Below are 22147 nucleotides of genomic sequence, written 5' to 3'. Positions count from 1 at the left end.
ATGAATCTGCATGAACTGGAACTGAAAAGCTGGGACCTGCGCCGCGATGTTGTGGACATTATCATGGCGGGCGGCGGCGGTCACATCGGCGGCGATATGAGCGTGCTCAACACGCTGCTGGTGCTGTACAAAAACCATCTGCGCATCACGCCCGAAACCACTGCCGACCCGAACCGTGACCGCTTTGTGTTGAGCAAGGGTCACGCGGTAGAGGCTCTGTACGCCGTGCTGGCCGACTGCGGCTTTCTGGATTTGAATGACATCAAGGCGCGGTTTTCCAAATTTGGTTCGCCCTACATCGGGCACCCCAACAATAAGCTCAACGGCATTGAGATGAACTCCGGCTCGCTTGGCCACGGTCTGCCGGTCTGCGTCGGCATGGCGCTGGCCGGTAAGATGGACAAGAAAGATTACCGCGTTTACACCGTGATGGGCGACGGAGAATTGGCCGAGGGGTCCGTCTGGGAGGGCGCTATGGCAGCGTCCAACTACAAGCTGGATAATCTCTGCGCCGTGGTGGACCGCAACCGCCTGCAGATCTCGGGCAACACCGAGGACGTCATGAAGCAGGACAGTCAGGAGCAGCGTTGGGCGGCGTTCGGCTGGAACGTCATCAGCGTCGACGGCGACAGCATCGAGGCAATGGATGCAGCTTTCACCGCCGCAAAGCATCACGCCGGTCAGCCCACCGTCATCATCGCCAACACCACCAAGGGCTATGGCAGCTCCATCATGGAAAATAAAGCAAGCTGGCATCACCATCTCCCGAATCAGGAAGAGTACCAGCAGATCATTGCGGACTTTGCCGCACGAAAGGAGGCTGTTCAGAATGGCTAACAAAATTCCGAACCGACAGGCGATCTGCGACACCCTGCTGAACGCAGCCAAGACCGATAAAGACATTGTAGTTCTGTGCAGCGACAGCCGCGGCAGCGCAAGCCTGACAAAATTCGCCGACACCTACCCCGAGCAGTTCGTGGAGATGGGCATTGCAGAACAGGACCTCGTCAGCGTAGCGGCCGGCCTTGCCAGCTGCGGCAAGAAGGCTTTCGCCGCTTCTCCGGCCTGCTTCCTGTCCACGCGCAGCTATGAGCAGGCAAAGATCGACTGTGCCTACTCCAACACCAACGTCACCCTCATCGGCATTTCCGGCGGCGTCAGCTACGGCGCGCTGGGCATGAGCCACCACTCCGCACAGGATATCGCGGCCATGAGTGCTATCCCGAACATGCGCGTCTACCTGCCGAGCGACCGCTTCCAGACTGCAAAGCTCATTGAAGCTCTGTTACAGGACAAGAAGCCGGCTTATCTGCGTGTGGGCCGCAACCCGGTCGAGGATGTCTATACCGCTGAGAACTGCCCCTTTACAATGGATAAGGCCACGGTTCTGGCCGAGGGACCGATGTTGCCATCATCGCCTGCGGCGAGATGGTTCGCCCCGCGCTGGATGCCGCCAATCTGCTGAAAGAGCAGGGCATCTCAGCCACGGTACTGGATATGTACTGCGTCAAGCCGCTGGATAAAGAAGCTGTCATCAAAGCAGCACAGAATGCGAAAGTCGTTGTCACTGTGGAGGAACACGCACCGTTCGGCGGGCTGGGCAGCATGGTGGCACAGGTTGTCAGCGAAGTCTGCCCGCGCAAGATGAAGAATCTCTCCCTGCCTGACGCGCCGGTTATCACGGGCACTTCCAAAGAGGTGTTCGATTATTATGGCTTGAACGCTGCAGGAATCGCAAAAACCGCCGCCGATTTGCTGAACGGCTGAATGGGGCGGTGTATGGAACAGTTCATTTTATCGGTTGACCAGAGCACGCAGGGAACCAAGGCTATGCTGTTTGATGCGGCGGGTCGCCTGACCGCCCGTGCCGATCGACCTCATCGGCAGTATATCAACGAAAAAGGCTGGGTCAGCCACGATTTGGAGGAAATCTACGCAAATGTGCTGGTCGTATGCCGTGAGGTTGCCGAAAAGGCCGGGATTGACCCCGCACAGATTGCGGCAATGGGCATAAGTAACCAGCGCGAAACCGTTGCCGCGTGGGATAGGGCGGACGGTACCCCGGTCGGGCAGGCAATCGTCTGGCAGTGCGCCCGCGCAAAAGAAATCTGTGATACGCTGGCGTCCCATGCCGAAGCGGTGCGTGAGAAAACCGGTCTGCCGCTGTCACCGTATTTTTCCGCATCTAAAATGGCGTGGATTCTGCAAAACCACCCCGAAGCCGCCGCGTTGGCCGCAAAAGAACGGTTGGCGCTTGGCACAATCGACAGTTATCTTGTCAGCCGCTTGAGCGAGGAACGCAACTTCAAGACAGATTACTCCAATGCAAGCCGCACGCAGCTGTTTAATATCCGCACCTTGCAATGGGACGATGAGTTGTGCACACTCTACGGTGTGCCGCGTCATTGTCTGGCAGAGGTCTGCATGAGCGACAGCCTGTTCGGCACCACCACGCTGAGTGGTTTTCTGCCGAAAGCCATTCCCATCTGCGGTGTACTGGGAGACAGCCACGCCGCTCTGCTGGGGCAGAACTGTATCAAACCGGGGCAGACGAAAGCCACCTATGGCACCGGCTCCAGCGTGATGATGCAGACCGGCGAAAAGCTTGTCACAAGCCGGAACGGTCTTGCCACCAGCCTTGCATGGGGTCTGAATGGCAAGGTGGAGTATGTACTGGAGGGTAATCTGAACTACACCGGTGCGGTCATTACATGGCTGAAAAAGGATGTTGCCCTGCTGGCAGGCGACGCCGAGAGTGAAACGCTGGCCCGCAGCGCAAACCCTGCGGACAAAACCTATTTTGTCCCGGCTTTTACCGGGCTGGGCGCACCCTACTGGGACAGCGAGGCAACGGGGCTATTGACCGGCATTACCCGCACCACCGGTCGGGCGGAAATCGTTAAAGCCGGGGTGGAGTGCATTGCCTACCAGATTACGGATCTGGTGCTGCGCATGGCGCAGGACGCAGGTCTGGCATTGGCGGAACTGCGTGTGGACGGCGGTCCCACGGCCAACGGCTATCTGATGCAGTTCCAGTCCGATATGGCTGGTGTGGAGGTCAGTGTGCCGGATATTCAGGAGCTTTCCGGCTTCGGCGCGGCCTGTGCCGCAGGCTTTGCCAGCGGTTTGTACAATCCCGGCACGGTCTACGATGGTATGCAGCGCCGCAGCTATACCCCAAAAATGACACCGCAGGAGCACGATGCCCGCTACGCAGGCTGGCAGAAGGCTGTTTTGCAGGCGCTTTTGCATTAAATAACAATCACACAGGAGGCTATCTATGACACAACCCGAACTGCAGAAAATTGACGCTTACTGGCGTGCCAGCAACTATCTGGCGGCCGGCCAGCTTTATCTGCTGGACAACCCTCTGCTTCGCCGTCCGCTGAAGCGCAAGGACGTCAAGCGCAAAATCGTCGGCCACTGGGGTACCGTGCCCGGCCAGAACTTTGTCTATGTGCATTTGAACCGCATCATCAAGAAGTACGACCAGGACTTGATTCTGATCTCCGGCCCCGGTCACGGCGGCAACTTCTTTGTTGCCAACGCCTATCTGGACGGCACCTACAGCGAAGTCTACCCCAACATCAGCCGTGACGAAGAGGGCATGAAGAAACTGTTCAAGCAGTTCTCTTTCCCCGGCGGCATCTCCTCCCACGTTGCCCCCGAAACACCGGGTTCCATCAACGAGGGCGGCGAGCTGGGTTACTCCATCGCCCATGCCTTCGGCGCAGCCTTCGATAACCCCGATTTGATCGTTGCCTGCACCGTGGGCGACGGCGAAGCCGAGACCGGCCCTCTGGCCACCAGCTGGCAGTCCAACAAATTTCTGAACCCCGTGGGCGACGGTGCGGTGCTGCCCATCCTGCACCTGAATGGCTACAAGATCTCCAACCCCACCGTCTTTGGCCGCATGACCCATGAGGAAATCGAGAGCTTCTTCAAGGGCTGCTCCTGGAAACCCTATTTCGTCGAGGGCGACGCCCCTATGACGATGCACGCCAAGATGGCCGATACGCTGGATATCGTCATCAATGAGATCCACGACATCCAGAAACGTGCCCGCTCCGGCGAGAAGATGGGTCACATCCAGTGGCCGATGATCGTTCTGCGCACTCCCAAGGGCTGGACCGGCCCGAAGGTGGTGGACGGCAAACCCATCGAGGGCACCTTCCGCGCTCATCAGGTTCCCATTGATATCACCCTTGGCACGCCGCATCAGGAAGAGCATCTGAAGCAGATCGAAGAGTGGCTGCGCAGCTACCACCCGGAAGAGCTGTTTGATGAGAACGGCACGCTCATTCCCGAATTGCAGGAGCTGGCTCCCACCGGCGACCGCCGCATTGCAGCCAATCCCCACGCCAACGGCGGCAAACTGCTGCGCGACCTGCGCACCCCGGACTTCAAGCAGTACGCCGTGGATATTCCATTCCCCGGTAGTGTCGAGAAGCAGGATATGATCGAGCTGGGCGGCTATATCCGCGATGTGTTCAAGCTGAATGCCGATGCCAAGAACTTCCGCATCTTCGGACCGGACGAGACGATGTCCAACCGCCTGTACAAGTGTTTTGAAGCGACCGAGCGCGACTGGAACTCCACCATCGTTCCGAATGATGAGTTCCTCGCCAACGATGGCCGCATCATGGACTCCATGCTGTCCGAGCATCTGTGCGAGGGCTGGCTGGAAGGCTATCTGCTGACCGGTCGTCACGGCTTCTTTGCAAGCTACGAGAGCTTCATCCGTGTTGTGGACTCCATGGTGGCACAGCACGCCAAGTGGCTCAAGGTCTGCAACCAGCTGCCGTGGCGGCAGAGCATCGCGTCCCTGAACCTGATCCTCTCTTCCAACGTCTGGCAGCAGGACCACAACGGTTACACCCATCAGGATCCCGGCTTCCTCGACCATATCGCAAATAAAAAGGCAGATGTCGTCCGCCTGTACCTGCCGCCGGATACCAACTGCCTGCTGAGCTGCTTTGATCACTGCATCCGCAGCCGGGATTATGTCAACGTACTGGTCACGTCCAAGCATCCCCGTCCGCAGTGGCTGACGATGGAACAGGCCGTCAAGCACTGCACGCAGGGTGTCGGCATCTGGGATTGGGCTTCCACCGATGCAGGCGAAGAGCCGGACATCGTCATGGCCTGCTGCGGCGATACGCCCACGCTGGAGACTCTGGCGGCTGTCACCATCCTGCGGGATGCTCTGCCGGAACTGAAGATCCGGGTCGTCAACGTTGTGGACCTGATGAAGCTGGAGCCGAACACCAAGCACCCCCACGGCCTGTCCGATGCAGACTACAACGCCCTGTTCACCAAGGACAAGCCCATCATCTTCGCGTTCCACGGCTATCCCACGCTTGTGCATGAGCTGACCTACGAGCGCACAAACCGCAACCTGAGCGTCCATGGCTATCAGGAGGAGGGCACCATCACCACGCCGTTCGATATGCGTGTGCAGAACGAGATCGACCGCTTCCATCTGGTCAAGGATGCCGTCCTGCATCTGCCCCAGCTGGGCAACCGCGGTGCATACCTCGTCCAGCAGATGAACGACAAGCTGGTGGAGCACAAGAACTACATCCACGAGGTCGGTCAGGATATGCCGGAGATCCTCGATTGGAAGTGGCACCTGCCGGAGAATAAGTGATTCTTCATTTGAACAATCAAATCCGCTGAGAAGCGAATGGCAGAAATCGCAGTCTTCCGGGCGCACATCGTCAACTACGCCAAGACCCGGCCAGTGTAGCGGTCCATATTCCTTCAATGGTAATGATCCTGGAGATTAGCGTTTATCTGGAGATTGCCAAAGGATAAATAGAAGCAGCATTAAAGCCGCTCACCGTTGATATGTACCCAGTATTCTGGACACTGGATCAAAATTGAATAATTAATATTCCATCATGGATGCTTCTCTGAATTTAGAGGGAGGCATCCATTTTGTTTTTGCTTGGATTCTGCTGTTATTGTAATAGTCAATATACTCGGCAATCGCATTGGAGAAGGCTTCAAAGGAGGAATAATCCTTCTCAAATCCATAGAACACTTCATTTTTCAACCTGCCAAAGAAGGTCTCCATAATGCAATTGTCGTAGCAGTTGCCCTTTCGGGACATGGATTGAATGATTCCGTGCTTCTGAAGTTCGCCACGGTAGAATGCTTGCTGGTACTGCCAGCCCTGATCCGAGTGCATGACCAGACCTTGTACAGAGGGAAAGCGTTCAAATGCCTTGTTCAGCATATCTCTTATCTGCTCCATATTAGGGCTGGTCGAGAGGTTGTAAGAAATAATCTCATTTGTGTTCATATCCAGAATCGGAGAAATATAGCACTTGCCCCAAGACAGATTGAACTGTGACACATCGGTTGTCCATTTTTGCAGAGGCTTCTCGGTACTGAAATCTCGGTTAATAATGTTATCGGCAACCTTGCCGACATCACCTTTGTAGGAATGGTACTTCTCCTTTGGACGTTTGCCGAACAGTTTAAGCTGGTTCATAATTCGCTGAACACGCTTGTGATTCACCTGAAACCCACGGTTCAGAAGCTCATGGTGTACCCGTCTTACGCCGTATCTTTTTCTGCTCTCGTTGAAAATAACAGCAATTTCAGACGATAACTCGGCATTTCTTTCTTCAACTTTATCCGTTCGGCCGAGTTCGTAATAATACGTTGATCTGGACAGCCCGATTGCATCTAACAAATCATTCAGTCTGTGTCCTTCTTTGCGGAGTTCTTGGACGATCGCAGCTTTTTCGCCTTGAGTTGCGCTGCGCATCTCTCTTCTCTCAAGGCAATCTCTTTTTTTATTACAGCATTCTCCGCTCTCAGATGTTCGTTTTCTGCTCTGAGCCGAATCATCTCTTCTCGCTCTGAAGGGGTCAGTTCTGCTGGTACTATTTTCTTCTTCATGTCAGGCTCCTTGGGTGGTCGGCCTTTTCGTTGTGCGGCCAATCCCTGATACCCTTTCATTTTATAACATCTGACCCATTGGTACAAGAGGCCGTCATTGATTCCAGCAGTAAACGCAACCTCCTTGTTTGATACTCCTGCCAAAACTTTTTCGACCAATTCGTATTTTTCTTTCGCAATCCACACTTTATTTTGTCTCTTATGGTGCAGAACCTCTGGACCACAGGCTTCTTCCATGCGAGCCCACTTCCGTATCGTCTCGTGAAAATTTTTCTGCTTTACTCCCGCTGGTGTTTCTGGCCATTTCCCTTGTCGATACAATTCCACGCATTGCTTTTTGTACTCATAGCTGTATTTCATAAAAATACCCCCAATACTGGGTGTCCAGTATTAGGGGTACATATCACGTGCAGGTTTCCAGCATGGTGAGCGGCTTTTTACTACAAATATGAGGAATCGAAGAAGTCCTTTAGTGTGATTCCTAAGCCTAGACAGATCCTTTCAATCGTCTCTACGCTTAACTGCCCTCCCCGACGGGCGGTGGTTTGAATCGTGGAGTACGATATTCCGCATTTCTTTGCCAACACACACAGATTCATATCACGCTCCTGCATCAAATCCTGAACACGCTTGATCGTATCCACGAAAACTCCTCCCATCTTTTTAGTTCAAAACCTTTCCAACAATTTCGAATCTTTGCTCCGGAGATATAAGAATCGGCGAATATTTGGTGTTAAGAGAGACCAAAGCCGGTTGGTTATGCACCACACCATAGCTGTCGGTAAGGAACTCTGCTTGGGACTTGTCTGGGATATGTTCATCGTATTTTTTTAGATATCCGCAGCCATCATATACGAATATCCCGATATCCCCGCATTTAAGTTCTTCGCAACGCTTCACCCATACGATCTGTCCGCTATGATAACGCGGCTCCATACTATCGCCACTAACGTATATCCCGAACTCAGCCCCTGCCGGAACACTGCTGGCAGGCACCTGTATCCGCTGGAACATTTCACCTTCAAGAAAAGCTCCTAGACCTGCCGATACTGGCAACTCTGATACTGGCATCATTATGTAGTCGATTTCCGCAGGTTCTTCTGTATCTGGCTGGTAGCGCCGGGATGCAATCAAGTCCATTTCGTACTCGGCAACTTTTTTTTGCCCTATATCATTTAGAAGGGCGGGTTTCTGAAAGGCCTTTGTAAAGTAGGAAGGTCCTTCCTTGATGTTCAATGCGTAGCAGATTGCAACTAGTTGGTAGATGCTAGGAGTGGTATAGCCTTTTTCCCATTTGCTGATTCCTTTATCACTGACATCGACGCCATAGTGACGGAGAAGTTCAGAGAAAGCTACAAGTGAATAGCCATTCCTTTTTCGTGTGCCTGCGAGAATCTGACCAACCTCATTGCTATCCCTCGCAGCGACTGCATCATAGCGCACTGTGGATGGGGCTATGTGCATTTTGGTGAGCATGGTTTTCTTTTTCATAACAAGAACACTCCTTTGTGATCCGGTAGCTCTATTATAGTATAGAAAATACAGGAAATCAATAAGAAATCTCTAAAATAGCGACAAATGCGTAATTGACATCTCCATAAAGTAGGTATATAATCGAATCAAATCCACGAATAACAGCTTTTTGGTGTTGATTCTGGACCGAAATCGTATTTGTTCGGTGTTTTTAAGAGGTGATATTATGAGAAAAGAAAACGTAAGATGCCCGATGTGCGGAACCATGAACTATGATGTAGATCTTGATGCAACCGATGGCTGGACAAAATGCCGTCTGTGCAAAGCGGTAACCTGCTCTATGGATGAGTGGAAAAAACATACAGTGTCCGTTCCGCTGTTGAACGAAAAGCAGCTCGTGGCACGCAGCATGGTTCGCAAGTAATACACGCTGCGTTCTGATAAATCTGCAAAAAAGGAGGATTTCTGATGTGTGGTGATTACAGCCTTCGCCGTGAGAAAAGATACGTCGAAGTGGACGTTCGTTTTACTCCTGATGGCAAGATCCGCCCTCTTGCCATAAACTATGACAAGGCTCACACTTATGGCATTGATCGTGTCTTGGCAGTCAAGCACGGTACATCACGTTTTGGCGTGAAAGGGCATTGCTTCACCTGCCTGATTTGCGGGCAGAAGCGGAATCTTTGGCTTGAGCAGGGCAAGTGGTTCGTGGAAGCCTACTGCTCCGTGCCGGAAAGCCGTGCTTCGTAATGGCAAGGTACTTATCCCGCGCAGACCTTTCGCGCATAGCGGGTAAGTATATCGACCAGTACTATACCCGCTTCGGGATCAGCAAAGATGCCCCGGAACCCATTGACCCTGAACGGCTTGCAAGCGCTGTTCTTGGGCTGAATGTGAAAATGCTGCCGCTATGTAGCGATGGCAGCGTCCTCGGACTTACCGTTTTTCAAAGATGCGGTTTTACCGTAACTTTAGGGGATGGTACAAAGCTTGTAGAGATATTCATGCCGAAGGACGTTGTGATCGATTCTGCCCTTGCGGCAGACGGCTGCACCGGATGCCGGAATTTCACGATAGCGCATGAGGCGGCACACCAGATTTTAGCTGATCTGTTCCCGAACGACTATGGAAAAGCAGTCAAGTGCCGTGGGCACATTGCCTATCGGGAACGAAACGGACAACCCTCATGGGAAGAATGGCAGGCAAACACCCTTGCAGCAGAGCTGCTGATGCCGACATTTCTGGTCAACGTCGAAATAGAACGGGCAGCGCTGTGCCTGCCGAATGGAATCCTATACAAATCCGCATCTGACCCGAACTATGAAAAAATTCTGGAGATGGCTGTGCGGATGGGAGTATCGTGGTCTGCTATCAGGATCAGACTACAGCAGATGCAGGTCATAAAAGGCAAACCCATCCACTGCCATCCATTGAACATCATCCGATTTGGAGAATAAACATGATTCAGTCAAATAATCGTCCTTTTAAAAATAAACCGCTGAGCAATATACAGCAGGCACAATTCAGCATCGGCTGGAGGTTTTGCCCCGTTTGCGGACACAAGCTCTACCAAAAAGATGAGAGCTGTTCAGGCACTATCCGCATAAAGTGCCTCAAGTGCGGCAACGTAGCAACGGTTGATTTAGCCTATCGCAGGCGTTGATTGCTTTATAGGCAAAACACAATTTCAAAAATCGGGTGCATTGCACCCTGAATATGGACTGTTCGTCACCGAGCAACGGGCCATTGCCGCAAGGCAATGTATGAAACGCGCACCAAATAGCCGGGCAACAGCTGATAGAGTGATTCTGCTTTAGAACCGCTCTGTTAGTTGGTTGTCCGGCTATTTTTTTAGCCTTCAGGTAGCCTGCTCCCGTAAAAAGGAGCAGGCTTTATGTTTGTCCGTTTTTCGTGGATGCCCCAAGCGGCGAAATATCCGTAGCCTTCCAAATTTTCGACTTTTTACGCTTTATCGAAAATTTGGAGGTTTAACATGGGCTTCAACTATGGTTTGGAAAAGAAGAATTTTGATAGTCAGTGGGCTATGACCCGCAAGCAGTATGAAGATGCCGGTATGAGCAGCGAAGCGATTCAGGCAATGTACGATTACGACTGGTCTGTTTTTAACGCTAATCGCTCTTACCAGAACCATACGCAGGAAATGGCTGCGCCGTCCTTTAAGCAGAGCGAAGAATCCTACTCGCCCTTGATGAACAAGTATCAGGAAGCCGTTTCCGTTACGGATACTTACCACGAAACTAAAAGCCGTTTTGCATGGATTGGTGAGATTGAGAACGAGCAGTTGCTTACTGCACTCGAAACTTTGAAAACCGAAGATTTGGAAATTATCACCATGTACGCTTACGAGGGATACGACATCACTGAAATTTCTAAAGTCTACGGCGTATCTCGGCCCACTATTAGTATCAAAATCAAGAGAATTACTAAATTTTTGAAAAACTTCAATTTTAATGCTACGAATTGACCCTTCTCGATGCCTACCAAGTGAAGGGACAATTTTCCAAGCGGCACTCGCCGCAGGGAAAAACGTCCAACCTCATGAACCTTGAAAACTGAATAGTTCCGTCATCTGGTACTCCGATAATGATACTTCCGTAATTCGCGGCCCGGTCACAAAGCAGACGGGGTGGCTGAAATGCCAATGAAGCGGTACAAGTCCGCTGCCAGATGTTTATGCCCCACTCGTAGGGGGCCGAGGGCGAATATGCGAGACCTTTAATCATATTGATCCGGGAACTGCCGGGTACGTTTTTGCGCATCCGGCAGTTTCCGTTTTTTACGTATCCCAATTTATTCTTTATCCGAATATCCACTTTGATACATATAGGAGGACACTTTTATGGATGAGTTGAACCCCACGGTGCGCGAGCAGGAGATCTACGAGGAGATGGAGCTGACCCCTGAGATGGTCAAGTCCATCCGCACCCTCTGCGGTACCTGTCTGCGGCACTTTGTGGATGCAAAGGCATTCAAGATCGCACTTGTACCCAGCGCAGACCGGAGCATGGACACCTGCACCGTCTGCCAGATGCGGCGCGGCTACGATTATGTAGTCATGCACCGCTGACCCAACCATACCACCATACCTTGAACGAAGCCCGCTGCGGAACATCCGGCAGCGGGCTTTGCACATAACAACATGGAGGTACAATTTTGCAGCAAAACTGGAAATTCCAACGCGGAGACATCTTCTTCACCCATTTCGGGGCGAGCACCGGTTCGGAACAGTGCGGTGACCGTCCGGCGGTCATTCTTCAGAATGACGTGGGCAACTATCACTCTCCGACCCTGATCGTTGCGACCATGACAAGCAAGGCGGAAAAGAAAGTAAACCAGCCGACCCACTGCCTGTTGGAAAACGCAGGGTTGAATATGCCGTCCGTTGTGCAGGCAGAGCAGATCTTCACCATCGACAAGAGCCGGGCGCTGAAGTATCTGGGGCATCTGACCCCGGAGGAGATGCGCAGGGTGGATGATGCAGTGCGTATCAGCCTTGCGCTGAACCCCATGGGCAGCATCCAGCAGATGGAGCCTATCCGGCGCTCTACGGCGCTTTACGCGCCGCCTGAGGTGGTGGATGGCAAACCACCTGTCTACCCCTATACGCCCATCAAATCGTCTTTTGAGAACGCCGGAAGCATCGAGGAAATGATGCTGTACACCGAGTTGCAATCCGCGGTTCATGCCATGATCCAGCGGTTGGAATACAGCTTCACCTTCAATCCCAGCCTGCTCACCAGCCCGAAGCGTAAGCAGCAGGTGGCTGAGATCTTAGAGGAAGCCGAGAAGTACATTTGGAGAATTAAGGAGGAAATGCGATGCGCCTGAACGAAAACAATACCTTCATTGGTATCAACCCGCCGTACCAGCTTTCGGTCATCCACAGCAGCAAGCTGATCTATCCCCGCGAGATCTACCAGCGGGGCGTGGAGCGCAAGCGGGTGGAGCTGATCGCCAGAGACTTCAATGAGTACATCGTTAACGAGCCGAAGGTCAGCTTCCGCAACGGCAGATACTATGTGATGGACGGGCAGCACACCATCGAGGGCTGCATCCTCCTCAACGGCGGCGAGGACCGCCCGATCCTCTGCAAGGTCTACACCGGACTGACGATGGAGCAGGAAGCCCTGCTCTTTGCGGAGCAGAACGGTCACGCCGCACCCCTGTCGGCGGGCATCAAGCTGCGCGCCAAGGTGGTGGGCGGCGATGCACCTTCCAAGGCGTTTGTCGCAGCCACCAACCGGGTGGGGCTGTCCCTCAACTACGACAGCATGCAGCTGAGCGACTACCGTATCAGCTGCGTGGGCACGGCGCTGAAGCTGTACGACCAGCTGGGCGAAGAAATCTACTGCGAAGCCCTGCGGCACATCGTGGAAGCGTGGGAGGGCAGACCGGATTCCTTCCGGGCGGCTGTCCTGCGGGGCGTGATGTACTTTGTGCAGCTGTATCATGGACAGTACAGCGCGGAGCGGCTTGTCCGTGCGCTGAGCGGAGTCCATCCCATGGAGCTCTACCGTATCAGCCGGGATAATCCCGCCAAGCTTCCGGGCTGGCGGCGGTACGTTTACCCCATCTACACCACCTACAACGGCAAGTGCAGGAAGGATGCGCTGCCGATGAAGTTCTAAACTCAAATATCTCCTTTGGCAAGGGCGATGGTACCCGGAAAAAGGCCATCGCTCTTTACATATAGTATTTTCTTTCAAATAATTGACATATTGAACTGGAAAGGAGAGGACCGGAATGAGCGAGATCGCAGCCTGCACTTTGATTCAGGAAGAGCCCGACCGCAAGACAGAGCGGTACATGATGATGTTCAAGGATTACCCGGATGTGGTATCCGTAGACATTCTTCAGGAAATGCTTGGCATCTGCCGGAAGAATGCGTATCTGCTGGTCAAGCAGAATAAGATCCACTCGGCGCGTGTAGGACGCAGTTATAAGATACCAAAACTCTGCGTGGTAGAGTACCTGATCGATCAGAATCGGCAGTTTGGAGGGATGCGCCTTTCAAACTCTCTTGCGCCATCCTTGCAAAACACTTCAGAGTCTTCTAAACTTATGATGCCTAAGCAAAGGACGTTTGGCTGCGAACAGAAAGGAGCATCACTATGACAAATGTGGCCGGACATTTAAGAGAACAAAACGGTATGTATCAGATGATTCTGAGCTGGAAAGACACAAATGGAAAGCGCAGAACCAAATCCATCAGCACAGGACTTCCGGTTAAAGGAAACAAAAAAAGAGCTGAATCTCTGTTGCGTAAAACACAAAAAGAGTTTAACCCTGAAACGATGCAGCAGGTTTCCGACCTGCCGGTATCGGAATATCTGAACCGCTGGCTTCGAGAAAGTGTGATGAGCCTTCCGCCCGAAACCTATGGCAGATATGCTTATGATCTGGGAAGAGTAGTTGTCCCATACTTTGAAAAGAAGCGGCTGTCTTTGAAAGCACTCTCTCCGCGCGATCTGGAAACGTTCTTCCGCTATGAGCGTCAGCAGGAGGAGGCCAGTGTACAGCAGCTTCTTGATTGGCACAAGGAGTTGACCGATGCCCTGCAATATGCCGTTGCCAATAATTGGCTGAAGGTCAGCCCCATCAAAGAAGTTGACCCCTGCCTTGATAACTCACCGGTACTTTTCACCGACTTCATCACGGACTGGTTGAAAATGATGAAGTCACGAGTGGAAATCACAACCTATACCAGCTATGAAAGAGCAATCATTCACAAGATCGTCCCATATTTCGAACCGCTCCACTATACATTACAGGATATGGAACAGCATCCCAAATACATCCAAGACTTCTACCAGCATGAGTTGGATCGTGGCCTTACGGCAAACACCGTCATTCACTATCACGCCAACATCCGCAAATGCTTACAGTATGCTTTTCAAATCGGCATAATCCGTTCCAACCCGGCAGATCGCGTTGAACGTCCTCGTAAGGAAAAGTTCAAGTCGGAGATTTACAGCGGTGAAGAACTGGAGCAACTTTTCAAGGTGATCCAAGGTGACCCTTCGGAGTTTGGCGTCATCATGGCTGCATTCTACGGGCTGCGGCGCAGTGAAATTGTTGGTTTGAAATGGGATGCCATTGACTTTGAGAACAAGAAAATCAGCATTCAGCATACGGTTGTGACCGCAAAGGTCAACGGAACGGTAACGGAAATCGCACGAGATAAGACAAAAACAAAGTCGAGCTGCCGGACACTTCCCCTAATCCCTGCCTGTGAGCAGATGCTCAATAAAATGAAAAAGGAGCAGGAGCAGAATCGGAAGGTCTGCGGCAAAAGCTATTGCACCGATTATCTTGACTATATCTATGTAGACCCGATGGGAAAGCGGATTCGGCCCGACTTTCTGAGTCAGCATTTCCCAGATTTTCTGGTAGCACACCAGATGAAGCGTATCCGCTTTCACGATCTGCGCCATAGTTGTGCCAGTCTGCTCTATGCCAATGGCGTGAGCCTGAAGGAGATTCAGGAGTGGCTGGGTCACAGTGACATCAGCACAACAAGCAACATTTATACACATCTGGATTTCTCCAGTAAGGTATCCTCGGCGAATGCAATCGTTAATATCTTCCCGGAAAACACCAAAGTATAAGAAACTGAGCAGAAAAAGAAAAACAGCCCAAAATCTTTCGATTCTAAGCTGTTTTATGATGGAGTGCCGATGGTGGGACTCGAACCCACATGGTTTCCCGAACGATTTTGAGTTTTTGTCCTCATCTTCCATCTGGTGTCATCCAGTGATATCTAGTGATATCTGGTTCCCACTGTGCAAAGGCAAAATTCACGCCTCAACGAACAATAATTTGAAATATCCACGATTTTTCGATGCGTTTTCCCCCTACTCTGTTTTTTCGGTTTGGACCGCCCAAATGGAAATTGGAGGGATGTTCAGGAGGGATGCAGGGCAAAACGCTCCTCTGCTTAGGCACAAAACGAAAGGAAAGTCAAGGATAATGAATCAAAATCAAGCAAAAGAGTATTATAAAAAATTATTTGTGAACTATCCTGATGTGCTGTCTGTCGAAGAAGCAACAACTTTACTCGGTTTCAAAAGCCAGACTGCCATCATCAGAAGAATCCATCAACATAGAATTCGCTGCCTGAAAGTCGGACGATCTTTCATGATTCCGAAAGAATATCTCATCGACTATCTTTTGGATAGCTAAACTATACAGCCATTATATTACATAGCGCACCACTTTTCAATAAGAAAAGAGTGCGCTTTTTATTTTCAAACGAAAGGCGGTCGATTTTTTGAACACAAGCTGGAGCAAAACGTTGAAAAAGCCACATGACCCTTGACTACTTCTACGGACAAGCCGGAGAGCTGTTCTCCTTCTACCGCATTCCAAAGGCTCTGTTTCAGGAGCCACGGTTCCAGAGCCTGTCAACCGATGCCAAGACCCTGTACGGTATCCTGCTGGATCGCATGAGCCTGTCCGTGAAAAACGGCTGGCTGGACGAGCAGAACCGGGTGTTCATCATCTTCACGATAGAGGATGTCAAGAGGGCATTGTGTTGCGCAGACAACAAAGCGACCAAGCTGCTCCGGGAACTCGAAAAGTTTGGTCTGATTGAACGAAAACGCAGAGGTCTGGGAAAGCCAAGTTTGGTGTATGTGAAGAACTTTTCGGCAGAATCGTCAAAATCAATATTCCAGAATCGTGATTTTCACGATTCTGGAGGCTTCAAAAACGCAAGTCAAGACCCTTCAAAATCACGATGTAATAAGACTAAAGAGAATGATACTGAAATGAGTGAGACTGATCCCTTCTATTCTGAAGAATCGGATGAGATGAGCAAACGCACCCAACTGGAAGAATTTTTTTCTCAGTCTTTAGAGATAGACCTTCTGCTCCGGCTTTGCCCGGACGATGAGGATACCATCTATCAAATCGTGGATTTGCTGGTGGATACCTGTGTCACCAACCGCAAGCTGCTGCGCATTGCCGGGGACGATAAGCCTGCCGAGGTGGTACGCAGCCGCTTTATGAAGCTGAATGCTGATCATATCCGTTTTGTGCTGAAGTGCCTTGCAGAAAACAGCAGCCCGATCCGAAACATGAAACAATATCTGCTCGCTTCTCTGTACAACGCACCCACCACGATGCAGCTTTTCTACCAGAACCAAACCAACCACGACTTAGCGATGCGGAGGTGATGAAAATTTCAAAGAAAGCAGCCACGATTGCCATCGTCAACCAGAAAGGCGGCACCGGCAAGACCACCACCTGTGAAAATCTGGGCATCGGGCTGGCGATGGAGGGCAAGAAAGTCCTGTTGGTGGACGCTGACCCGCAGGGCAGCTTGACCATTAGCATGGGCTGGCAGCAGCCCGATGAACTGCCTACAACCCTTTCCACCTTGATGGCAAAAGCCATGAACGACCAGCCCATCCAGCCCGGTGAGGGCGTTCTGCACCATGCAGAGGGCGTTGACCTGATCCCTGCTAACATCGAACTGGCAGGGCTGGAAGTGTCTCTCGTCAACTGCATGAACCGGGAAAAGATGTTGAAACAGGTGCTGGACAGTGCCAAACGGGAGTACGATTTTATTCTGCTGGACTGCACTCCTTCCCTTGGGATGCTGACCGTCAATGCCTTGGCAGCGGCAGACACCACCCTGATTCCCGTGCAGGCGCAGTACCTGTCTGCGAAAGGTCTGGAACAGCTTTTGCAGACGGTGCAGAAGGTCCGGCGGCAGATCAACCCGAAATTGAAAATCGAGGGCATCCTGCTGACTATGACCGACAGCCGCACCAACTACGGACAGCAGATCGACAACCTGATTCGGGGTGCCTACGGCAGCAAGATCAAGGTGTTCGACCAGACCATTCCCCGGTCTGTCCGTGCTGCGGAGATCAGTGCCGTGGGTAAGAGCATTTTCCAGCACGATCCCAAAGGCAAGGTGGCCGAAGCCTACCGCTCTCTGACGAAGGAGGTGATGGCGAATGCCGAAAAACAGCTTAAACGTGTCGCTGAAAGGGGCAGATGACATTTTCTCCACCGAGGAATCCCGGCAGGAGCAGCAGCGGGAACAGGTGCAGCAGATTCCCATCGGGGAGCTGTTTCCCTTCAAAAACCACCCCTTTAAGGTCTTGGACGATGAATCCATGCAGCGCACCGTAGAGAGCGTAGAACAGTACGGCGTGTTGTCTCCGCTGATCGCCCGCCCACGCCCGGAGGGTGGCTACGAGATCATCTCCGGGCACCGCCGTCAGCACGCTGCACAGCTTGCGGGGCTGGAAACCCTGCCGGTCATTGTCCGCAACATGGATGATGATACCGCAGTTTTGCTCATGGTGGACTCGAATCTCCAACGTGAAAACATTTTGCCCAGTGAAAGGGCTTTCGCCTACAAAATGAAGCTGGAAGCTCTAAAAAATCAAGGTGCTAGGTCAGATTTAACTTCGGTGCAAGTTGCACCGAAGTTGAGCACCGAGAAAATCGGTGAAGAAGTGGGCATGAGTAAGGATAATGTCAAACGCTATATTCGCCTGACCAATCTTGTACCGGAACTGCTGGACATGGTGGACGAAAAGAAAATTGCCTTCAATCCCGCTGTGGAATTGTCCTATCTGGACGAAGCCCAACAGTGGGATTTTTTAGAAGCAATGAACGACACCCAGAATGCACCGTCCCTTTCCCAAGCGCAGCGGCTTAAAAAGCTGGCGCAGGAAGGGCACTTCTCGTATGACGTTGCCTTTGCGGTCATGGGCGAAGAGAAAAAGGACGAGCTGGACAAGGTGGTCATCAAAAACGACACCCTGCGGAAGTATTTCCCGCGCAGCTACACGCCAAAACAGATGGAGGACACTATCATCAAGCTGCTGGAACAGTGGCAGCGCAAACAGCAGCGGCAGAACGAACGCTGACTTATACCGTAACGAAAGACCCGATGGGGTCTTTTTCTTTTGCAAACAAAAGGAGAAACGCCTATGAAAAACAACGTTACCCGCACCATCCGCTCCGAGAAGATCACCATTGACGTGCGTATTTGCGCTGCGCTGGCGGCAAACCGGGGCGGCGAGGTCTACCTCGCAGCCATTGCCCCGGATATGGAGCTGACCGTCATCACGCTGGACGAGGCTCCCGACATCCTGCCCTGCTTTGAGGAGGATGATGCCTGCCTGAACCTCCCCAACACCTCGCTGCTGCTCTGCTACAATCCGGCGCAGGTGCTGAAGATGGGCGACAAGCACTACCTGACCGGACCGGTGATTCTGGTTCGCACCAACATGGATGGCGAGGTCATCTCGCTGACCATTGATGAGGTCTACCTGTTCCAGAAGTATCTGGCAAGCCACAGCATCACCCTGATGGCAGATGACCAGAAGCTGCCCTGCATCTGCATCGACTGAGGTACCGCTATGTCAACGAGAGCGGAATTTTTCCAGAGTATGTATCCGGGGCTGTCCAATGGTGAAGTCATTGATGAACTTATCAAAGCCAGCATATACGGTTTTGAACACGGCCCGGAGGTTGTGACCATCAGTGCCGCAGAGGGCATTCATTATGTGCCTTACGATGCGGCAATGCAGAAGAAGCTTCCGTATTATGGAGGTACCTACGAAGCCTGCAATATTCCTTTTACGGATTTCCAGATCCGCTATCAGCCGGAGCAGATTCGCATTGTGGATGGCAAACGCATCCTAGAGGATACAGCCTTTCTCTGCCGGAAGGACAATGATCACTTCCTTATTCTGCCGAGCATTTATGAGAAGCTGGACTTGGATGACTGGCTTCTGGCACACCTGTTTTTCTACGACAAAGACGGAAAACGGTATATCGGTGTGGAACTGTCGGAGGTTGACTGATGCGAGTTGTCTTTGAGTTTATGCTGTTTGAAGCCGGCGCTTTTTTCGGCTTCTTTGTAGCAGCTCTGTTGAACGCCGCCCGTTCTGGGCAGGAAATCACTATCAAATTCGAGGAGGAAGATAATGGAACAGAACGAGAGCACTCTGTCGGTGCTGAAAATTGCGCCGGGACAGCATCCGCAGCAGGTCGAGATCGATAACGACCTGAAAGCTTTGCAGCAGGCTGTGGGTGGCTCCATCGGCGCAAGCTACCCGTTTGAAGATCCGGTTGCCATCGTCTACGACGATGACGGCAAGCTCATGGGATTGCCCCTGAACCGTGCCCTTCGGGATGAAAACGGAGAAATGTATGATGCCGTTGCCGGGACTTTTCTGGTGGTTGGGCTGGGCGAGGAGGATTTCGCATCCCTGACCCCGGAGATGGCGCAGAAATATGAGCAGCTTTTCCATCAGCCGGAAGCCTTTCTGAAGCTGGGCAACCGTCTGCTGGTGCTGCCGGTGCCCGATGAACCGCCCACAGAAAAGCCCCGCACCAAGCCCCCGGCAGAGCATGACCGCTAAAAGCATCCTGCTGCATGGGAGGTGATGGCAGTGCAGGAAGAAATCGAACAGAAGTCATTCAACATTATGATCTCCACCACGAAGCTGTCTGCCCGGACCGTCCTGCGGGCGGTAAAGGCGGCGTTTCGGCTGTACCAGTCCAAAACATCCCAAGGTAAGCAAAGTGTCCGCACCCTGTTGCGGCAAAATCGGGGCGTGTCCAGCGTGGAGATCAGCAAGACCGGCATCCGTGGTCTGGAACGCTATGCCAAAAAGTACGGTATCGACTACGCTATCCGCAAGGACACCTCCGAGGTGCCGCCCCGGTATCTGGTCTTTTTCAAAGCCCCGGACGCAGAAGCCTTCCACTCAGCTTTCAAGGAATATTCGGCATCTCTGCTCAACAAGGACAAACGCCCCTCTGTGCTGGCAAAACTGCATGAACTGGTGCAGGCGGCGGCAGAACTCCCCGGCAAAGTCCGGCACAAGGAACAGGAGCGTGGACTGTGACCACGAAAAAACTGACAAAGCTGCTGGCGCTGTATCTGCCCTATATTTTGCTGGGACTGGTGGCAACCAACTTTGGTGAAGCATGGCGGCTTGCCGAGGGCAAAGAACTGGGCGATAAGATCATGTCCATGATGGGAACCGTTCCGCTGGCGTTTGCGAACCCGCTGCCCAGCCTGCATCCGCTTGATTTGCTGGTGGGTCTGTGCTGCGGTGCAGGGCTACGGCTGGCGGTCTATCTGCGTGGCAAAAACGCAAAAAAGTACCGCCACGGCATGGAGTACGGCTCTGCCCGGTGGGGCACCCCCAAGGACATTGAGCCGTTCATGGCTCCGAAGTTTGAGGACAATATCATCCTTACCAAAACGGAACGGCTGATGATGAACAATCGCCCGCCGGACCCCAAGAACGCGAGAAATAAAAACGTGCTGGTGGTGGGCGGCTCCGGCAGCGGCAAGACCCGGTTTTGGCTCAAGCCCAACCTTTTACAATGTCACAGCTCCTATGTGGTCACTGACCCCAAAAGTACGATCTTGCTTGAATGTGGCAACGCAATGTTGAAAAACGGCTACAAGGTCAGGATTCTGAACACCATCAACTTCAAAAAGTCGATGCACTATAACCCCTTCGCCTATGTCCACAGCGAAAAAGATATTCTGAAACTGGTCACAACCCTGATGACCAACACGAAAGGTGAAGGCAGCGGCGGCGATCCATTTTGGGAGAAAAGCGAACGTCTTTTGCTCACTGCACTGATCGCCTATCTGCATTATGAAGCCCCTGTGGAGGAGCAGAATTTTGCAACACTGTTGGAAATGCTCAACACCATGCAGGTGCTGGAGGACGATGAGGAATACCAGAACCCGGTGGATCTGCTGTTTGAGGAACTGGCAAAAAAGAAGCCAAACAGTTTTGCCGGGAGGCAGTACAAACTTTACAAGCTGGCTGCCGGCAAGACCGCAAAATCCATCCTCATTTCCTGCGGTGCTAGGCTCGCCCCCTTCGACATCCAAGAACTGCGGGACCTCACCATGTACGATGAACTGCAACTGGACACGCTGGGTGATAAGAAAACAGCTCTGTTCCTTATCATGTCGGATACGGACAGCACCTTCAATTTTCTGATTTCGATGGTCTACACCCAGCTTTTCAATCTGCTCTGTGATAAGGCGGATGACCAATACGGCGGCAAGCTGCCTGTCCATGTGCGGTGCCTGATCGACGAGTGCGCCAACATCGGGCAGATCCCCAATCTGGAAAAGCTGGTAGCCACCATCCGCAGCCGTGAGATCTCAGCCTGCCTTGTTTTGCAGGCAAAAAGCCAGCTAAAGGCTATCTACAAGGACAATGCGGATACCATCATTGGCAACATGGACAGTCAGATTTTTCTCGGCGGCTCGGAACCCGGTACACTGAAAGACCTGTCCGAAATTCTGGGAAAAGAAACGATTGATTCTTTTAACACTTCGGACACGCGCGGTAATTCGCCATCCTACGGAACATCGTTCCAAAAACTTGGTCACGAATTATTGAGCCGGGACGAGCTGGCGGTGCTGGACGGCGGCAAGTGTATTTTGCAGTTGCGTGGTGTGCGCCCCTTCCTTTCGGACAAATACGACCTGACCCAGCATCCGAATTACAAGCTCACCTCCGACTACGACCCCAAAAACACCTTCGATATTGAAAAATATCTGAACCGAAAAGAAAAAATCTACCCCGATGATGAGTTCATCGTGGTGGATGCTGATTCGCTCCCGCCTGCCTGACCCGGTAGGCGGTTTAATTTTATCCTGACCAGAGAGGTACACCAGTAAGCTCACTCTCGCCGCAGTTCGCGGCTCAAAAATGTTCGATTTCAGGTG

25 protein-coding genes and 1 pseudogene are annotated in these 22147 nt (G+C 52.2%); 22 read left to right on the top strand and 4 right to left on the bottom strand.

Annotated features, from left to right (window positions below):
- The 4 genes and pseudogenes from ACXPUX_RS14865 (at window position 1) to ACXPUX_RS14850 (ending at window position 5650) form a co-directional block, all read left to right on the top strand.
- Window positions 1-837, top strand: a complete 837-nt coding sequence (locus ACXPUX_RS14865; RefSeq protein WP_458829017.1) for a transketolase — start codon at window positions 1-3, stop codon at window positions 835-837.
- Window positions 830-1767: pseudogene (locus tag ACXPUX_RS14860) on the top strand (transketolase family protein). The gene ACXPUX_RS14865 and the pseudogene ACXPUX_RS14860 overlap by 8 nt, the downstream one beginning before the upstream one ends.
- Before the next feature lie 12 nt (window positions 1768-1779).
- On the top strand, window positions 1780-3255 hold the full coding sequence (locus tag ACXPUX_RS14855) for an FGGY-family carbohydrate kinase (protein ID WP_458829015.1): 1476 nt from the start codon (window positions 1780-1782) through the stop codon (window positions 3253-3255).
- Between the two features lie 25 nt (window positions 3256-3280).
- Window positions 3281-5650, top strand: a complete 2370-nt coding sequence (locus ACXPUX_RS14850; protein ID WP_458829013.1) for a phosphoketolase family protein — start codon at window positions 3281-3283, stop codon at window positions 5648-5650.
- Window positions 5651-5890: 240 nt separating this feature from the next.
- On the opposite strand, the gene ACXPUX_RS14845 is transcribed toward ACXPUX_RS14850, so the two are convergent.
- The 4 genes from ACXPUX_RS14845 to ACXPUX_RS14830 form a co-directional block, all read right to left on the bottom strand.
- Window positions 5891-6778 carry an IS3 family transposase gene (locus tag ACXPUX_RS14845; RefSeq protein WP_458829011.1) on the bottom strand — a complete coding sequence of 296 codons (888 nt, stop codon included), beginning with the start codon at window positions 6776-6778 and terminating at the stop codon, window positions 5891-5893.
- The gene (locus ACXPUX_RS14840) at window positions 6709-7272 is read right to left on the bottom strand and encodes a transposase (RefSeq protein ID WP_458829009.1); all 564 of its coding nucleotides are present in this window, start codon (window positions 7270-7272) and stop codon (window positions 6709-6711) included. Before ACXPUX_RS14840 ends, ACXPUX_RS14845 begins: the two co-directional genes overlap by 70 nt.
- Before the next feature lie 80 nt (window positions 7273-7352).
- Window positions 7353-7526 (bottom strand): helix-turn-helix domain-containing protein, encoded by a 174-nt coding sequence (locus tag ACXPUX_RS14835; RefSeq protein ID WP_263287728.1) that lies wholly within the window; start codon window positions 7524-7526, stop codon window positions 7353-7355.
- Between the two features lie 49 nt (window positions 7527-7575).
- Window positions 7576-8403, bottom strand: a complete 828-nt coding sequence (locus ACXPUX_RS14830; protein ID WP_458829007.1) for an XRE family transcriptional regulator — start codon at window positions 8401-8403, stop codon at window positions 7576-7578.
- Between the two features lie 208 nt (window positions 8404-8611).
- Here ACXPUX_RS14830 and ACXPUX_RS14825 point away from each other — a divergent pair, with 208 nt between their 5' ends.
- The 18 genes from ACXPUX_RS14825 (at window position 8612) to ACXPUX_RS14740 (ending at window position 22051) form a co-directional block, all read left to right on the top strand.
- Window positions 8612-8809 carry a hypothetical protein gene (locus tag ACXPUX_RS14825; RefSeq protein ID WP_097839054.1) on the top strand — a complete coding sequence of 66 codons (198 nt, stop codon included), beginning with the start codon at window positions 8612-8614 and terminating at the stop codon, window positions 8807-8809.
- A 44-nt stretch (window positions 8810-8853) separates the two neighbouring features.
- Window positions 8854-9135: a hypothetical protein gene (locus tag ACXPUX_RS14820; RefSeq protein WP_458829005.1), complete on the top strand. Its 282-nt coding sequence runs from the start codon at window positions 8854-8856 to the stop codon at window positions 9133-9135.
- A gap of 254 nt (window positions 9136-9389) precedes the next feature.
- Window positions 9390-9842, top strand: coding sequence for an ImmA/IrrE family metallo-endopeptidase (locus ACXPUX_RS14815; RefSeq protein ID WP_458829003.1), 453 nt, complete (start codon window positions 9390-9392; stop codon window positions 9840-9842).
- A 536-nt stretch (window positions 9843-10378) separates the two neighbouring features.
- On the top strand, window positions 10379-10870 hold the full coding sequence (locus ACXPUX_RS14810) for a sigma-70 family RNA polymerase sigma factor (protein ID WP_458829001.1): 492 nt from the start codon (window positions 10379-10381) through the stop codon (window positions 10868-10870).
- Window positions 10871-11245: 375 nt separating this feature from the next.
- The gene (locus tag ACXPUX_RS14805) at window positions 11246-11473 is read left to right on the top strand and encodes a hypothetical protein (RefSeq protein ID WP_005927345.1); all 228 of its coding nucleotides are present in this window, start codon (window positions 11246-11248) and stop codon (window positions 11471-11473) included.
- A gap of 86 nt (window positions 11474-11559) precedes the next feature.
- Window positions 11560-12234, top strand: coding sequence for a type II toxin-antitoxin system PemK/MazF family toxin (locus ACXPUX_RS14800; protein WP_097839050.1), 675 nt, complete (start codon window positions 11560-11562; stop codon window positions 12232-12234).
- Complete coding sequence (locus tag ACXPUX_RS14795) at window positions 12225-13034, top strand: DUF6551 family protein (protein WP_097771476.1); 810 nt, start codon at window positions 12225-12227, stop codon at window positions 13032-13034. Before ACXPUX_RS14800 ends, ACXPUX_RS14795 begins: the two co-directional genes overlap by 10 nt.
- A 115-nt stretch (window positions 13035-13149) precedes the next feature.
- Window positions 13150-13521, top strand: coding sequence for a helix-turn-helix domain-containing protein (locus ACXPUX_RS14790; RefSeq protein WP_113992160.1), 372 nt, complete (start codon window positions 13150-13152; stop codon window positions 13519-13521).
- Complete coding sequence (locus ACXPUX_RS14785) at window positions 13518-15014, top strand: tyrosine-type recombinase/integrase (protein ID WP_458828998.1); 1497 nt, start codon at window positions 13518-13520, stop codon at window positions 15012-15014. Before ACXPUX_RS14790 ends, ACXPUX_RS14785 begins: the two co-directional genes overlap by 4 nt.
- 145 nt (window positions 15015-15159) lie before the next feature.
- Entirely contained in the window at window positions 15160-15588 is a 429-nt protein-coding gene (locus ACXPUX_RS14780; protein ID WP_458828997.1) for a helix-turn-helix domain-containing protein, read from the top strand.
- 125 nt (window positions 15589-15713) lie between these two features.
- Complete coding sequence (locus tag ACXPUX_RS14775) at window positions 15714-16583, top strand: DUF6017 domain-containing protein (RefSeq protein ID WP_458828996.1); 870 nt, start codon at window positions 15714-15716, stop codon at window positions 16581-16583.
- Window positions 16583-17416 carry a ParA family protein gene (locus tag ACXPUX_RS14770; protein ID WP_458828994.1) on the top strand — a complete coding sequence of 278 codons (834 nt, stop codon included), beginning with the start codon at window positions 16583-16585 and terminating at the stop codon, window positions 17414-17416. The genes ACXPUX_RS14775 and ACXPUX_RS14770 overlap by 1 nt, the downstream gene beginning before the upstream one ends.
- Entirely contained in the window at window positions 17373-18296 is a 924-nt protein-coding gene (locus ACXPUX_RS14765) for a ParB/RepB/Spo0J family partition protein (RefSeq protein ID WP_458828993.1), read from the top strand. Before ACXPUX_RS14770 ends, ACXPUX_RS14765 begins: the two co-directional genes overlap by 44 nt.
- Before the next feature lie 63 nt (window positions 18297-18359).
- Window positions 18360-18782, top strand: coding sequence for a hypothetical protein (locus tag ACXPUX_RS14760; protein ID WP_458828991.1), 423 nt, complete (start codon window positions 18360-18362; stop codon window positions 18780-18782).
- A 9-nt stretch (window positions 18783-18791) separates the two neighbouring features.
- Entirely contained in the window at window positions 18792-19238 is a 447-nt protein-coding gene (locus ACXPUX_RS14755; RefSeq protein WP_458828989.1) for a hypothetical protein, read from the top strand.
- A gap of 123 nt (window positions 19239-19361) precedes the next feature.
- Complete coding sequence (locus tag ACXPUX_RS14750) at window positions 19362-19799, top strand: DUF3846 domain-containing protein (protein ID WP_458828987.1); 438 nt, start codon at window positions 19362-19364, stop codon at window positions 19797-19799.
- A 24-nt stretch (window positions 19800-19823) separates the two neighbouring features.
- Window positions 19824-20288 (top strand): PcfB family protein, encoded by a 465-nt coding sequence (locus ACXPUX_RS14745; protein WP_423730254.1) that lies wholly within the window; start codon window positions 19824-19826, stop codon window positions 20286-20288.
- Entirely contained in the window at window positions 20285-22051 is a 1767-nt protein-coding gene (locus ACXPUX_RS14740; RefSeq protein WP_458828985.1) for a VirD4-like conjugal transfer protein, CD1115 family, read from the top strand. Before ACXPUX_RS14745 ends, ACXPUX_RS14740 begins: the two co-directional genes overlap by 4 nt.
- The last annotated feature ends 96 nt before the right edge of the window (window positions 22052-22147 follow it).

Source organism: Faecalibacterium sp. PGM34 (assembly GCF_054456555.1).
The sequence above is the reverse complement of the archived record's forward strand: the minus strand, read 5'-3'. Positions and strand labels throughout refer to the sequence as shown.